The sequence below is a fragment of the Rhodopseudomonas sp. BR0G17 genome (assembly GCF_010907025.1).
Classification (GTDB): domain Bacteria; phylum Pseudomonadota; class Alphaproteobacteria; order Rhizobiales; family Xanthobacteraceae; genus Rhodopseudomonas; species Rhodopseudomonas palustris_H.
This window is the reverse complement of sequence record NZ_QUML01000006.1, coordinates 58,011-71,630: the sequence shown is the minus strand read 5'-3', so window position 1 is coordinate 71,630 and position 13,620 is coordinate 58,011. Positions and strand designations below refer to the sequence as shown.

Annotated in this window: 9 protein-coding genes; 4 read left to right on the top strand and 5 right to left on the bottom strand. The window is 63.7% G+C overall.

Annotated elements, in window-relative coordinates; all coding sequences use genetic code 11:
• Positions 1-44: 44 nt before the first annotated feature.
• Together DY467_RS06915 and DY467_RS06910 are read right to left on the bottom strand one after the other, a co-directional pair.
• Positions 45-1,034, bottom strand: coding sequence for a hydroxyacid dehydrogenase (locus tag DY467_RS06915; protein ID WP_164634831.1), 990 nt, complete (start codon positions 1,032-1,034; stop codon positions 45-47).
• 107 nt (positions 1,035-1,141) lie between these two features.
• Positions 1,142-2,041, bottom strand: coding sequence for a DMT family transporter (locus DY467_RS06910; RefSeq protein ID WP_164634829.1), 900 nt, complete (start codon positions 2,039-2,041; stop codon positions 1,142-1,144).
• A 666-nt stretch (positions 2,042-2,707) separates the two neighbouring features.
• Here DY467_RS06910 and DY467_RS06905 point away from each other — a divergent pair.
• The 3 genes from DY467_RS06905 (at position 2,708) to DY467_RS06895 (ending at position 9,210) form a co-directional block, all read left to right on the top strand.
• Positions 2,708-6,481, top strand: a complete 3,774-nt coding sequence (locus DY467_RS06905) for a vitamin B12-dependent ribonucleotide reductase (protein ID WP_164634827.1) — start codon at positions 2,708-2,710, stop codon at positions 6,479-6,481.
• A 170-nt stretch (positions 6,482-6,651) separates the two neighbouring features.
• Positions 6,652-8,709, top strand: a complete 2,058-nt coding sequence (locus DY467_RS06900; protein WP_164634825.1) for an ATP-dependent nuclease — start codon at positions 6,652-6,654, stop codon at positions 8,707-8,709.
• 252 nt (positions 8,710-8,961) lie between these two features.
• Positions 8,962-9,210: a DUF2442 domain-containing protein gene (locus DY467_RS06895; RefSeq protein ID WP_164634823.1), complete on the top strand. Its 249-nt coding sequence runs from the start codon at positions 8,962-8,964 to the stop codon at positions 9,208-9,210.
• 83 nt (positions 9,211-9,293) lie between these two features.
• Here DY467_RS06895 and DY467_RS06890 read toward each other — a convergent pair whose 3' ends face one another.
• The 3 genes from DY467_RS06890 to DY467_RS06880 all read right to left on the bottom strand — a co-directional run bounded on the left by DY467_RS06890 (position 9,294) and on the right by DY467_RS06880 (position 12,657).
• Positions 9,294-9,590, bottom strand: coding sequence for a type II toxin-antitoxin system HicB family antitoxin (locus DY467_RS06890; protein ID WP_164634821.1), 297 nt, complete (start codon positions 9,588-9,590; stop codon positions 9,294-9,296).
• Positions 9,591-9,894: 304 nt separating this feature from the next.
• Complete coding sequence (gene catB, locus DY467_RS06885) at positions 9,895-10,533, bottom strand: type B chloramphenicol O-acetyltransferase (protein ID WP_164634819.1); 639 nt, start codon at positions 10,531-10,533, stop codon at positions 9,895-9,897.
• 969 nt (positions 10,534-11,502) lie between these two features.
• Positions 11,503-12,657 carry a GGDEF domain-containing protein gene (locus DY467_RS06880; protein WP_246701477.1) on the bottom strand — a complete coding sequence of 385 codons (1,155 nt, stop codon included), beginning with the start codon at positions 12,655-12,657 and terminating at the stop codon, positions 11,503-11,505.
• A 276-nt stretch (positions 12,658-12,933) separates the two neighbouring features.
• On the opposite strand from DY467_RS06880, the gene DY467_RS06875 reads away from it, so the two are divergent.
• Entirely contained in the window at positions 12,934-13,620 is a 687-nt protein-coding gene (locus DY467_RS06875; RefSeq protein WP_164634816.1) for an oxidoreductase, read from the top strand.

Genomic DNA, 13,620 nt, shown 5'->3' with positions numbered 1-13,620 from the left:
GCTCGCAACGACGCGCGCTAAGGTGATGAACGCCGAGCGTCCAACTAACCGAGCACGTCCTGATTGACGACGTTGACGCGGATCGGATCGCCGTCGAGCACGCTCAGCATGTTGCGGGCGGTCTGCTCGCCCATCCGGTCGAGCGCTTCGCGGGTGACGCCGGCGACGTGCGGCGCGATGATCACGTTGGGCAGATCGAACAGCTTGTGGCCGTGCGGCGGCGGCTCCTGCTCGAACACATCGAGCCCGGCGCCGGCGAGCTTGCCCGCGAGCAGCGCCTCGTACAACGCCTGCTCGACCACGATGCCGCCGCGCGCGGTGTTGATCAGGTACGCGGTCGGCTTCATCTTCGACAGAAGCGCCGCGTCGAACAGCCCGGTGGTCTCCGCCGTCTTCGGGCAGTGCAGGCTGACGAAATCGGCGTCGGCGAGCGCCGCGGCGAGATCGTCCACTGCCTTGCAGCCGGCCGCTTCGATCGCTGCCGCGGGCACGTAAGGATCGTACACCAGCACGGTCATTTCCATCGCCAGGCAGCGCTTGGCGGTGCGGGTGCCGATCCGGCCGAAGCCGACGATCAGCACCGTCTTGCCGAACAGATCGAACGGCAGCAGCCCGAGCCGCGTCGCCCAGGCGCCGGTCTTCACCAGCGCGTGCAGCTCGGCGCCGCGCTTGGCCAGCGTCAACATCATGAACAGCGCCTGCTCGGCGACGGACGGCGAATTCGCCGTGCCCGCAGTCATCAGCGGCACCTTGCGCTTGTTCAGCGCCGGCACGTCGATCGCGTCAAAGCCGACGCCGATCCGTGCCACCACGCGCATCTCCTGCGCCGCATCGAGTTCGCGCTCGCCGAACCTTGTGGCGCCGAGCGCGACGCCGTGCACCGGCGCCTCGGCGCGCAGCAGCGCGTCGAAATCCTCCGCCGAGATCATGTTGGGAAATTCGATCATCTCGATATCGCCGCGTGCGGCGATCAGCGCCCTGCCCCGCTGCGACAACGATTCCGTCACCAGCAGCTTCTTCGTGTTGGACGTCATTTCATGCCCCTGGGGTCTTGTTCGTTGTCCGCGCCGCTCGTGAGATGGCGGCGACGGCATTTTGTATCAGGCCGTGCGCGGCGCGGTCCACCGGCAATTGCCGTGGATCAGGACCGCGTCGCCAGCGCCACGCCGGTCAGCGTCATCACCAGCGCGGCGATCTGGCCGACGCCGAGCGGCTCGTGCAGCGCGACCGCCGAGGCGATCACGCCGATCACCGGCGTTGCCATGGTGCCGATCGCCGCGACCGATGCAGGCAGCCGCTGCAACGCGGCGAACCAGCAGACGTAAGCGACGCAGAACTGGATCACGACGAGATACACCAGCCCGGCCCAGCCGAGCGGCGTCAGCACCGAAGCGTGCGGGATCTCAAACGCGAGCCCGATCACCGCCACCGGAATGCAGCCGAACCCGATCTGCCACGCCGCCGACGTGGCGCCGGGCAGCGCGATCGGAAACCGCTTCAGGAAGATGGTGCCGAGCGCGAAGCCGAGCGCGCCGGTGAGCGCCAGCAAGATGCCGGGCAGCTTCGTCATGCTGGCGGCGAAGCCCGCCGCGCCCATCAGCGCCGCGATGCCGCCGAACGCCAGCGCCAGCGCCGCCACGCGCCGCAGCGTCAGCCGCTCGCCGAGCAGCGGCCAGGCGAGCAGCGCGGTCCACACCGGCATGGTGTAGGCGATCACCGCGGTCTCGCCGGCTGGCAGCCACAACAGCGCCAGCCCCATTACCGCCATCCATAGCGTGACGTTGAAGAACGCCGACACCACCAGCCGCAGCCGCTGGTCGCGCGGCACCGCCAGGCTGTCGCCGCGCAGCGCCGCATAGCCGAACAGCGCCAGCGAGCCGGCAATCCCGGTCAGGCCGCGCAGCGGCAGCGGCGGCCACTGCGCGATCAGATATTTGGTGACCGGCCAGCTCAGGCCCCAAGCCACCGTGGTCACGGTCAGGAACACCAGGCCGCCGGACGCGATGCGGCCGCGCGCGGGAATCGGAGAAGGATCGGACATGGAAAACCCGGCAGGAGGAGCGCACAGAATGCAGGTGTTGGGTGGCCGGCGCCACCCGTAATCAGACACCTTTAGGCCGTCTCTCCTGAGTCGGGTTTGGCAAGCCCCTGGAGCGAAAAAATACCTGTCCTGTGAACAGCGGGTGCAGCCGCGATCGGCGGCGCCGCGCCGCGTTTTTGATCTTTGGAATCTCTGAGGACTCACCGATACTTGACCGGGTCAGGGCGAGCCGCGGCCCCTGTTTTCCACCCTAATCCACCACATTTAGTATTTGATTCAGGAACCCGCACTATTGCTTGACGGGTCGGACGGAGTCGGCCTAGCTTCAGGGCCGTCCAGCGAGGGAGTGTTTTTGTCCCGCCGGACGTTTCCCAGAAGGGTCCAGACCGACCACCTCCGACGGCCACAGCGGCAGCGGGGCGAGGCGTCGTCTGCTCCTAAATCGACCGTTGGGGCGCATTCCGACGGGCCGGCAAAACGGCTCGCAAAGCGACATGGGGCGTTATGTTGGGTGGAGTGTCCGGCTGCAAAAAATGCGGCCGTCGCCTCTGCCCGCGAAAACAGATGGAGCCGGGTCACGGCTCGCCGGGCGAACAAGGTTCGTCCATCTAGCAACTTCCTGGGCCACCCAAGGCGGGGGTTCGGGCGACTTGAACGGGGCACGAGATGAAGATCGAACGGCGCTACACCAAGGACGGCCAGTCTCCTTACGCGGACATCGCGTTCAGGCTGACGACCAGCGAGATTCGCAATCCGGACGGATCGGTGGTGTTCCGCCTCGAGAATGTCGAGGTGCCGGAATTCTGGTCGCAGGTCGCCTCCGACGTGCTGGCGCAGAAGTATTTCCGTAAAGCCGGCGTCGCCGCGCGCTTGAAGAAGGTCGAAGAAGAGAGCGTGCCGTCGTGGCTGTGGCGCTCGGTCGCCGACACCGACGCCCTCACCGCCCTGCCCGAGAGCGAGCGCTACACCTCCGAGCATTCCGCCAAGCAGGTGTTCGACCGCCTCGCCGGCTGCTGGACCTATTGGGGCTGGAAGGGCAGCTACTTCTCGAGCGAGGACGATGCCCGCGCGTTCTTCGACGAGCTGCGCTACATGCTGGCGATGCAGATGGTGGCGCCGAACTCGCCGCAGTGGTTCAACACCGGCCTGCATTGGGCCTATGGCGTCGACGGTCCCGGCCAGGGCCACTACTACGTCGACTACAAGACCGGCAAGCTGACCAAGTCGAAGTCGGCCTACGAGCACCCGCAGCCGCACGCCTGCTTCATCCAGGGCATCGAGGACGACCTCGTCAACGACGGCGGCATCATGGACCTGTGGGTCCGCGAGGCGCGGCTGTTCAAGTATGGCTCGGGCACCGGCTCCAACTTCTCGCGGCTGCGCGGTGAAGGCGAACGGCTGTCGGGCGGCGGCAAGTCCTCCGGCCTGATGAGCTTCTTGAAGATCGGCGACCGCGCCGCCGGCGCCATCAAGAGCGGCGGCACCACCCGCCGCGCCGCCAAGATGGTGGTGGTCGACGTCGATCACCCGGACATCGAGGCCTATATCGACTGGAAGGTGAAGGAGGAGCAGAAGGTCGCCGCTCTCGTCACCGGCTCCAAGGTCAACCAGAAGCACCTCAAGGCGATCCTGAAGGCCTGCGTCAACTGCCAGGGCTCGGGCGACGACTGCTTCGATCCGGAGAAGAACCCGGCCCTGCGCCGCGAGGTCAAGCTGGCGCGCCGCGCGCTGGTGACCGACGCGATGATCAAGCGCGTCATCCAGTTCGCCAAGCAGGGCTACAAGGAGATCGACTTCCCGATCTACGACACCGACTGGGACTCTGAGGCCTACCTCACCGTCGCCGGCCAGAACTCCAACAACTCGGTGTCGCTGAAGGACGACTTCCTGCGCGCGGTCGAGACCGACGGCGACTGGCACCTCACCGCCCGCACCAACAAGAAGGTGGTGAAGACGCTGAAGGCCCGCGACCTGTGGGAGAAGATCGGCACCGCGGCCTGGGCCAGCGCCGATCCCGGCCTGCACTTCAACACCACGATGAACGACTGGCACACCTGCAAGGCGTCCGGCGACATCCGCGCGTCCAATCCGTGCTCGGAATACATGTTCCTGGACGACACCGCCTGCAACCTCGCCTCGGCGAACCTCTTGGCATTCTACGACGTCGGCGCCAACCGCTTCGACCTCGACGCCTACGAGCATCTGTGCCGGCTGTGGACCGTGGTGCTCGAAATCTCGGTGCTGATGGCGCAGTTCCCGTCCAAGCAGATCGCCGAGCTGTCTTACGAATTCCGCACCCTCGGCCTCGGCTTCGCCAATATCGGCGGCCTGCTGATGACCATGGGTCTGTCGTACGACTCCAAGGAAGGCCGCGCGCTGTGCGGCGCCCTCTCCGCCATCATGACCGGCACCGCGTATGCGACCTCGGCCGAGATGGCCGCCAAGCTCGGCGCCTTCCCCGGCTACAAGAAGAACGCCGACCATATGCTGCGCGTGATCCGCAATCACCGCCGCGCCGCGCATGGCGAGACCCGGGTCTATGAGGCGCTGTCGGTCAACCCGGTGCCGCTCGACCATGCCGGCTGCCCGATCCCGGACGCCGTCGCCCACGCCAAGGCGGCCTGGGACAAGGCGCTCGAACTCGGCGAGCAGCACGGCTACCGCAACGCCCAGGTCACCGTGATCGCGCCGACCGGCACCATCGGCCTGGTGATGGACTGCGACACCACCGGCATCGAGCCCGACTTCGCGCTGGTGAAGTTCAAGAAGCTGGCCGGCGGCGGCTACTTCAAGATCATCAACCGCGCCGTGCCGGCCGCCTTGCGCGTGCTCGGCTATCCGGAGCACCAGATCGAAGAGATTTCGGCCTACGCCGTCGGCCACGGCTCGCTGTCGAATGCGCCGGCCATCAACGCCTCGACCCTGAAGGCCAAGGGCTTCACCGATGAAGCGCTCGCCAAGGTCGAGAAGGCGCTGCCGACCGCGTTCGACATCAAGTTCGCCTTCAACAAGTGGACCTTCGGCGAGGACTTCCTCAAGGACGTCCTCAAGATCGAAGCCGAGCAGATCGCGCAGCCGAACTTCGACCTCCTCACTGCGCTCGGCTTCACCAAGCGCGAGATCGAGGCCGCCAACATCCACATCTGCGGCGCGATGACGGTCGAAGGTGCGCCGCATTTGAAGCCCGAGCACTACGCGGTGTTCGATTGCGCCAATCCGTGCGGCAAGATCGGCAAGCGTTATCTGTCGGTCGAGAGCCACATCCGGATGATGGCCGCGGCGCAGCCGTTCATCTCCGGTGCAATCTCCAAGACCATCAACATGCCGAACGACGCCACGGTGGAGGACTGCAAGTCCGCCTACATGCTGTCGTGGAAGCTCGCGCTCAAGGCCAACGCGCTGTACCGCGACGGCTCCAAGCTGTCGCAGCCGCTGAACGCGCAGCTGATCGCGGACGACGACGAGGACGAGGACATCGACACCTTCCTCGACAAGCCGATGGCCGCCCGCGCCGCGCACGTCTCCGAGAAGGTGGTCGAGCGTCTGGTCGAGCGCATCGTGGTGATGCGCGAGCGCGAGAAGATGCCGGATCGCCGCAAGGGCTACACCCAGAAGGCGGTGGTCGGCGGCCACAAGGTCTACCTGCGCACCGGCGAATATGATGACGGCCGCCTCGGCGAGATCTTCATCGACATGCACAAGGAAGGCGCGGCGCTGCGGTCCTTCATCAACAACTTCGCCATCGCGGTCTCGCTCGGCCTGCAATACGGCGTGCCGCTCGAAGAATATGTCGACGCCTTCACCTTCACCCGGTTCGAGCCGGCCGGCCCCGTCCAGGGCAACGACTCGATCAAGTACGCCACCTCGATCCTCGACTACGTGTTCCGCGAGCTGGCGGTGAGCTACATGGGCCGGTTCGACCTCGCCCATGTCGATCCGACCGAGACCGGCTTCGATGCCATCGGCAAGGGCGTCGACGAAGGCAAGGTGCCGGATGGCGGCGTGATCGCCGGCCCCGCGGCGGCGACCAAGTATCTGTCCAAGGGCCTGACCCGGTCGCGCACCGACAATCTGGTGGTGATGCGCAGCACCCCCGCCCACCCGGCGGAGACGACGCCGCGCAACGCCCCGGCCGGCGCCGCGCCGACCGTCACCGCACTCGCCTCCTCCCGCGTCGGCGACGCCCTCGAAGGCGCCACCGCGCTGAAGCAGGAAGTGCAGACGGATCTGTCGCCGACCGAAAAGCTGGAAGCGCTGCAGTGGAGCAAAGCCACCACCGCCGCGACCCAGGCCGCCCCGACCAAAGCCGAACGCCGCGCCGAAGCCAAAGCCAAGGGCTACGAAGGCGAGATGTGCTCGGAGTGCGGCAACTTCACGCTGGTGCGGAACGGGACTTGTATGAAGTGTGATACGTGCGGGTCGACGACGGGGTGCAGTTAGCCCCAAAGCGCAAATAGGCGCGCCACCAAAATTATCTCTAACAGAACAGAAGCAGCCGGGCCAAAACCCGGCTTCTTTTGTATAAACCCCAAAGAGCGACTAACACATACTCTCTTGCCGCGCATATCTAGACTAGCGAATACTTCCGCGCATTAACAGCGAGCCATATTATGCATCTACGCAAACTACGTATCACGAATTTTCGAGCAATCGAAGAGATCGACGTCGAATTTGAGAAGCTTACAAACGTCATCATCGGCCCCAACGCAGTTGGAAAGACCACAATTCTAGAAGCAATTCGGCTTGCGAAAAGCGTCCTAGCACCACGCACCACATCGGAAACAGTGCAGACACTCATTTCGCTAGGCCTTGCCTCCCCCCATATTCCGCAGAGCATTCAAGCATCGGCCGCGGCAAGTGATACGGCAAAATCCACCTCCGTGCGGTGTACATTTCGCGTTGAAGATTCGGAAATCTCCACTATTGAGGCACTTAAACCCACAATCCCTCCACGCGTCGCGCTACACAATGCCGGCCTCGCACAGGCCACCGTTGCCCAGGCCATGCCTTACCTGCAATCACCCCAGGGACGAGCAGCCCTCAGCCACGCCTCCGAACAAATAGCATCCGAAATTGCAAAGCTGTCAGCAACCAAGGAAATACACCTCAATCTAAATATCGATTACGCATCAGGCACGGTTTCTGGAGAAAACCCGACCCAACAAATACTCTACGCGACTCTAGAGCAGAGTCTTGACCCTACGCGGACCATATTTTCATACTTTCCGGCCGATAGAGCCATGCCGATTGGCGAGCAACCAGTTCAGCTAGGAATGGCCGATACTAATCAGCAGCTTGAATCGTACAATTCACAGCCTCAACTTAAATATAATCGACTGAAGAACATGATCTTCAGCACCATCATTGGACACCCCGAGGGACGAATTCTGCTTTCCGAGCAGTTCCGACTTATATTTGATCGCGTACTGAAAGGACGAGCTCTCGGCAACATCGGCGTCAACTCCATCGGAATGCTGTCAATACCGATTATTGACGTCGATTCTCAGCGCCAATTCGATATCGACGGACTGAGCAGCGGCGAGAAAGGCCTAATTCTCACCACCCTGTTAATCGCGCAAAGCATAGCCGACAACGGCATGATCCTGCTTGACGAACCCGAACTACATCTCAATCCCGCAGTTTGTCATGACCTACTACAATTCCTTGTTGAAGAATTTTCCCTCAAGAAGAATATGCAATCGATTATCTGCTCCCACTCTGCAGAAATATTGGCTGGCGCACTCGATCGGAATGACTGCGCACTCTATCACCTCAGAAATGGACGAACTCTGGCTCGGGTTAGACAGCAAGACCAGGGCGAAATCCGAGACGCCCTCCGGCGGCTAGGCAGTTCCGAAAGCGAAGCCCTCCTGTACAAAGGCACGATTTCAGTTGAGGGGATTCACGATGCCGAGATATTACGATCTGGATTTGACGACATAGTACGAAGATACAAAGTCAAACAACTTGGCGGACGCAGCCAGATCGAGAGCGATATTAAAGAACTCCAGGCTGCCGAATGTAGGGGCGACGAAATCGGCCTCCACTACTTTTTGTTCGATCACGATGGAAAGCCATCGAACCTCCGCGATTCATTATTAGTAAAGATGCGGCAACTCCAACGGTATTGCCTTGAAAATTACTTACTCGATGCAGAGATATTGACGGACATCTCGAGGGATAAGGAGCTTTCGGACTCCCCATTCAGCAATCTCACTGAAACAACGAATACAATGAAGAAACACGCCATATCTCAGCTTGAGGTTGTTGCAGCTCGCAGTGTTTTCAGAGAGCTTGGGCTTGAGAATATTTGCTTTGATATGAAGGCAATCGACAAGGCTCCCAGAGCTGCGGCGGACGCCATCTGGTCTCGTATCGAAATCTTCGAGAACAGCTTCCGGGACCTGCGAACTAAAGGATTCGCTGAACTCTACGCAAAGATGTACGACGGCAAATTCGAAGAACTGAAAGCGTTGTGGGACGACGACTGGCGAAACCTCTGCAATGGAAAGCTGTTGCTGGAAGAGCTACGAAAGGCCGGGCACATTAAGGGGGACCTGCTGCGTGTAAAGCGTCGGATCGCGTCGGAAATGCGCCTTCGAGGGACCGATTCTTACAACACCTTGGTCGGCATCTTGAACGACTTACTAATAGGAAAACCCTCTTAGCAAGCGTCGCTAGGGTGAGCGCAGCGATACCCGGGACTCTTTGCACCGCCGAGATGCTGCCCCCCGGATGTCGCTTCGCTCATCCGGGCTACGGGACTAGCTCAGCGAGCGTAGCCCGGGTGAGCGCAGCGACACCCGGGATTCGTCGCCTGCTGATACGCCGCCCCCCCTTAAGGCGCTTCGCATTTCCGAATTGCAGGATTACGATGGTCGCCATCGCGGAGAACCGCTACCTGATCCTGAGAGCATGGCATGACCATTTCGGCCACCAGCGTCCGTTTTGACGATCACACGATGTGGGTCGAGTTGTCGGACGGTCGCACCCTTGGCGTGCCGCTGGCGTGGTTTCCGCGGCTGTTGCGGGCGCCCCCGGCCGAGCGCGCACAGGTGGAATTGAGCCGCGTCGGCCTGCATTGGGACGCGCTCGACGAGGATATCTCGATCGCCGGCCTCCTGGCAGGCCGTGGCGACGTGACGCAAACATCGGAAACTGCGGCTTAGCTCGTAGGGCGGATTAGCGCTGCGTAATCCGCCGATCCACCTCGGCGGCGCAATACGCTTCGCTATTGCGCCCTACGCGCTCGTCACTCCGCCGCCGCTCGCTCCGCCTGCGGGCGAACGAACGCCACCACGGCATCGGCGGCGTCCGCGACGAACTCCGGGTCGTCGCGCAACTGCTCGATGCTGCGTGGCTGCGGGATCGGATCGCCGTCGGCACGCAGCAATGCGAGATGACCACCTAGCGCTTCGGCAGCGTTGTCGATCGCCTGCTCGAAGGTGTCGCCGGCCGAGATGCAGCCGGGCACGTCGGGAAAGGCGACGCCGTAGGAGGTGTCGCTGTCCTTGTAGACCAGCGCCAGATAGCCGGATGATGCACTCATCGGACCTCCTTGCTCGTCATTCAGGGGCGCGCGGAGCGCGAGCCCGAAATTCCATACTCCCTGTGCTTGCGAGATGGCAATGCGGTGACCTTTGGCCCTCACCAAGGTGCCGTGAGATTCCGGGTTCACGCCGCAAGGCGGCGTGCCCCGGAATGACGGCGGTGAGGTTGGACGGGCAAGCAAAGCCCGAAGCCCGCAGAGTGGATCAGCGTAGCCCGGGTGAGCGCAGCGACACCCGGGGCTCTTCGCGCCGCTGAAATGCTGCTCCCGGATGTCGCTGCGCTCATCCGGGCTACGGCACTAGCTATGCGACGGATTGGACGGCCGTCTGCCTGTGCCGGTGAAGGGCCGCAACGTCACCGCTGGTCAGGATCGGCATCGCAGCTCTCAGGTCGTCGTCGCTCCAGTCCCACCAGCGAAGCTCGAGCAGCCGCGCGATGTCGGGATCGCCAAACCGCTTCCGGATCACCTTCGCGGGGTTGCCGCCGACGATGGCGTACGGCTCGACGTCATCCGACACCACAGCCCGCGCGCCGATCACCGCGCCGTCGCCAATTCTGACGCCGGGCATGACGATGGCTTCGGTGCCGATCCAGACATCGTTGCCGATCACCGTGTCGCCGGCGGGTTGGAATCCGTTCGCCGCGCCGGCGAAGGCTGGCATTTCGGGCATCCAGAAGAGCGGGAAGGTGCTGATCCAGTCGCTGCGATGCCCCTGGTTTCCGGCCATGATGAAGGCCGCGCCCGAGCCGATCGAGCAGAACGAACCGATCACGAGCTTGTCGACACCGTCGTCCGGCAGAAGAAAGCGGGCGCAGTCGTCGAAGCCGTGACCGTGATAATAGCCCGAATAGTAGCTGTAGCGGCCGACCCGGATATTCGGGTTGGTGACCAGGCGATCGAGCGTGATGCCCTTGAACGGGCTTTCGAAGACGTTATGCATCGTGAGGACCAATGGTTCGCAAGCCGCGCATGCGGCGATGGCTCACCCGAGCTTTCTCAGGTGACCGACAGCGAGCGATCCGGGCGATCGCCTGCTGCAGCTTCCAGCGTCAGATCCGCGGAAGCGCGATGCCGGTGGTACTGTGTGTAGCCTTCATTCTCGCATGATGACGCATGCGTCAGCCGATGCCAAGGTCGGCTCCCTGCCCGTCGGCGTCCTGTGGATTGGAAAAGAAAGCGTAGCCCGGGTGAGCGCAGCGACACCCGGGACTCTTCGCACCACTGACATGCTGCTCCCGGATATCGCTGCGCTCATCCGGGCTACGGGCCATGCCGCTTGACAATATTCCTACAAGGATTATAGTCCGCGTCGTCCTGTCCGTGAGGGGCGCTTCGCGAGGCGTCGTTGAGCGGGACAGATCGCCGGCTGGGAGACCGGCCGGTGAGGGTTTGGCGAGGCTGCATGGTGCAGCGGCGCCGGGCCTGACGCGGCGTCCTGCGCGAGCGGCCTCGCAAGCCGATCGTCCGGGAGGCAGAAGGTCGCCGTCCGCCGCTACTATGAGCGGCTGCCCCTCGCGTGGCTGGACGGGACGGAACGAGGCGGGAGAAATCCCCGTGCTCCCCGCGCCCGGAAGAACGGTCCCGATGCCAAAAGATCGCCGCTGGTGGGCGCGCCGTGACGGCGTCGCGCGATGGTTCGCAAGCCATCGCGATCCAACCACCAACTTTGCGCCAAGCGGCGCGCCCCCGCCCCTCGTCGCGATGACGACGGGCGCAAAGCTCGGGCTCGGCAGAGCCGCGAGATCGCGACGCCGTGGCTGTTTGACAGTGTGATCCCGTGACAGTGTGATCCCGACCTACGCGGCGAGCCGCGCCTAGTGCGTGCAGCGCTGTTCCGAATGCGCAGCGACGGCCGGCAGTGGTCGGGCCGCCGAGATGCCGCTCCCGGCTATCGCTTCGCTGATCCGGGCTACGCGACTGGTTCGCGCGGCGATCTTTCGGCCGACATCCCGCGATCGACGGTGCGGTCGCGGCCCGATGCCTTCGCCACATAAAGCCGACTGTCCGCCAGCTTGTACAGCGCCGCCCAGTCGCCGGCTTCGTGGATCGTCGCCACCCCGAAGCTCGCGGTCACTGATCTATCGTCCAGACCGGGAATGCGGCTGTTCGCGATGGTCTGGCGAAGCCGCTCGGCGCATTCGGCGGCATCGGAGCGCGAAGCGTCCGGCAGGAACACGGCGAACTCCTCACCGCCCCAGCGGCCGACCAGATCGCCCTTGCGGGCGGTTCTGCGCAGGATCGTCCCAATCTCCTGCAGCACCACGTCGCCGACGTCGTGACCGAACGTGTCGTTGATCGATTTGAAATGGTCGACGTCGCACAGGATCAGCGCCCCGCCTTCGGGCGCGCGGCGCATCGGAGCCGCGATCTCGGTCTCGAAGCCACGGCGGTTGAGCAGTCCGGTCAGATGGTCGAGATCGCGCTCGCGGCGCAGATCATCGATCAGGTCGGACACCGCCGCGGCCAAGGTGGCCATCGCCGACGCTGCGCCGAGGACGGCGAGCGACAATTGCAGCGTCTGCCAGAACACGGAGTCGGCGAAAGCGGGTTCACCTGCCGGCGGCGACACGCCGACCGTGAACACGGTGCGCGGAAAGAAGTGGAGCCCGAACAGAAACAGCGTCCAGAACAGGATGCGGTCGACCACGCGGCCGCGTCTGAGCTGCGAAAGCCGCAGCGCGGCGACGCACAGCAGAAGTCCGTAGCCGAAATTCTGCACGTAGATCCGCGCCAGCAGACTGCGATCGACGTAGAAGAAGTACCAGAGCGCCAGGGAAAACGCGGCGAAGATCGCGATATCGATCCACAAGCCGAACGCCCTGCCCGACCGGCTCAGCACGCCTTCGACGGCCGCGATGACCGCGCAGGTGTAGAGTGCGCCCGACACCATCGCGTTGAGGCCAGTGTCGCGCGGCCAATAGAGAATCTGGCTCGACGCACCGAGCGCGAACAGCGCACACGCAGCGGCCAGAAGGACGAGATACGGCCGCCGCCGGTCGTAGCTCCAGGCCGCAAGAAACGCGATGCCGAACACGCTGATGATGCCCGGCCCGATCAGGGACAACGTGACTCTGACAACCGAACCCTGCATCTCGAACGTCGCGTCCTCGCACACTAAAGTCCGCGTGTTGTGCCTCTATCCGCTATCTAAATCCACCACGCACTCGATACAATTTTAGCCAAGTGACATCGCTTTCGGCCGATCGGCGTAGCGTCCTTCACCGCGCGTCCCGAATGGCGCTGGAAACTGTTTCTGAGAAACCTTCGCTTTGACCGTCGCCGCCGATGCTGTGCGGCTTGGCGTTGCGGTCCGCCACGCGCCTGTGCCATCCTGTCGCACATGACCACATCCGGCGATAGCTCCGCCCTGAAAACCGCGCTGATGTTCGGCGCGACCGGCTTGATCGGTTCGCAGCTGCTGCGCGGACTGCTGGACGCCGCCGACTATGCGCGGGTGATCGCGGTGGTGCGGCGGCCGCTGACCTTCAGCGATCCGAAGCTGACGGTGCTGATTGGCGACCTCGACCGGCTGCCGGCGCTGGCCGCGCAGCTGACAGCCGACGAGGTGTTCATCGCGCTCGGCACCACGCGCAAGCAGACGCCGGACGAAGCTGCGTACTACAAGATCGACCATGACTATCCGGTCGCGGCCGCGCGGATCGCGCGGGAGGCCGGCGCGCAGGCGGTGTTTCTGGTCACCGCGGTCGGCGCCGACGCCGCCTCGCGCTCGTTCTATCTCCGCACCAAGGGCGAGGCCGAGCGCGACATCATCGCGCTGGGCTTTCCGCGCACCGCGATCTTCCGCCCGTCGATGCTGATGGGCGAGCGCGCCGAGCACCGCCCGGTGGAGCGGCTGTTCATCGCGCTCGCACACATCATCAACCCGCTGCTGCGCGGCGCCGCCGATCGCTATCGCGGCATCGACGCCGGCGACGTCGCGCTGGCGATGATCGCGGCGGCACGGGCCGCTGCGCCGAAGCTGCAGATCTATCATTGGCGCGAGATGATGGCGCTGCTTCGCCGCTAA

What these genes read in the sequence shown, in the direction of transcription:
- DY467_RS06915 (WP_164634831.1), bottom strand. Translation starts at nt 1,034, where the DNA reads ATGACGTCCAACACGAAGAAGCTGCTGGTGACGGAATCGTTGTCGCAG.
- DY467_RS06910 (WP_164634829.1), bottom strand. Translation starts at nt 2,041, where the DNA reads ATGTCCGATCCTTCTCCGATTCCCGCGCGCGGCCGCATCGCGTCCGGC.
- DY467_RS06905 (WP_164634827.1), top strand. Translation starts at nt 2,708, where the DNA reads ATGAAGATCGAACGGCGCTACACCAAGGACGGCCAGTCTCCTTACGCG.
- DY467_RS06900 (WP_164634825.1), top strand. Translation starts at nt 6,652, where the DNA reads ATGCATCTACGCAAACTACGTATCACGAATTTTCGAGCAATCGAAGAG.
- DY467_RS06895 (WP_164634823.1), top strand. Translation starts at nt 8,962, where the DNA reads ATGACCATTTCGGCCACCAGCGTCCGTTTTGACGATCACACGATGTGG.
- DY467_RS06890 (WP_164634821.1), bottom strand. Translation starts at nt 9,590, where the DNA reads ATGAGTGCATCATCCGGCTATCTGGCGCTGGTCTACAAGGACAGCGAC.
- catB (WP_164634819.1), bottom strand. Translation starts at nt 10,533, where the DNA reads ATGCATAACGTCTTCGAAAGCCCGTTCAAGGGCATCACGCTCGATCGC.
- DY467_RS06875 (WP_164634816.1), top strand. Translation starts at nt 12,934, where the DNA reads ATGACCACATCCGGCGATAGCTCCGCCCTGAAAACCGCGCTGATGTTC.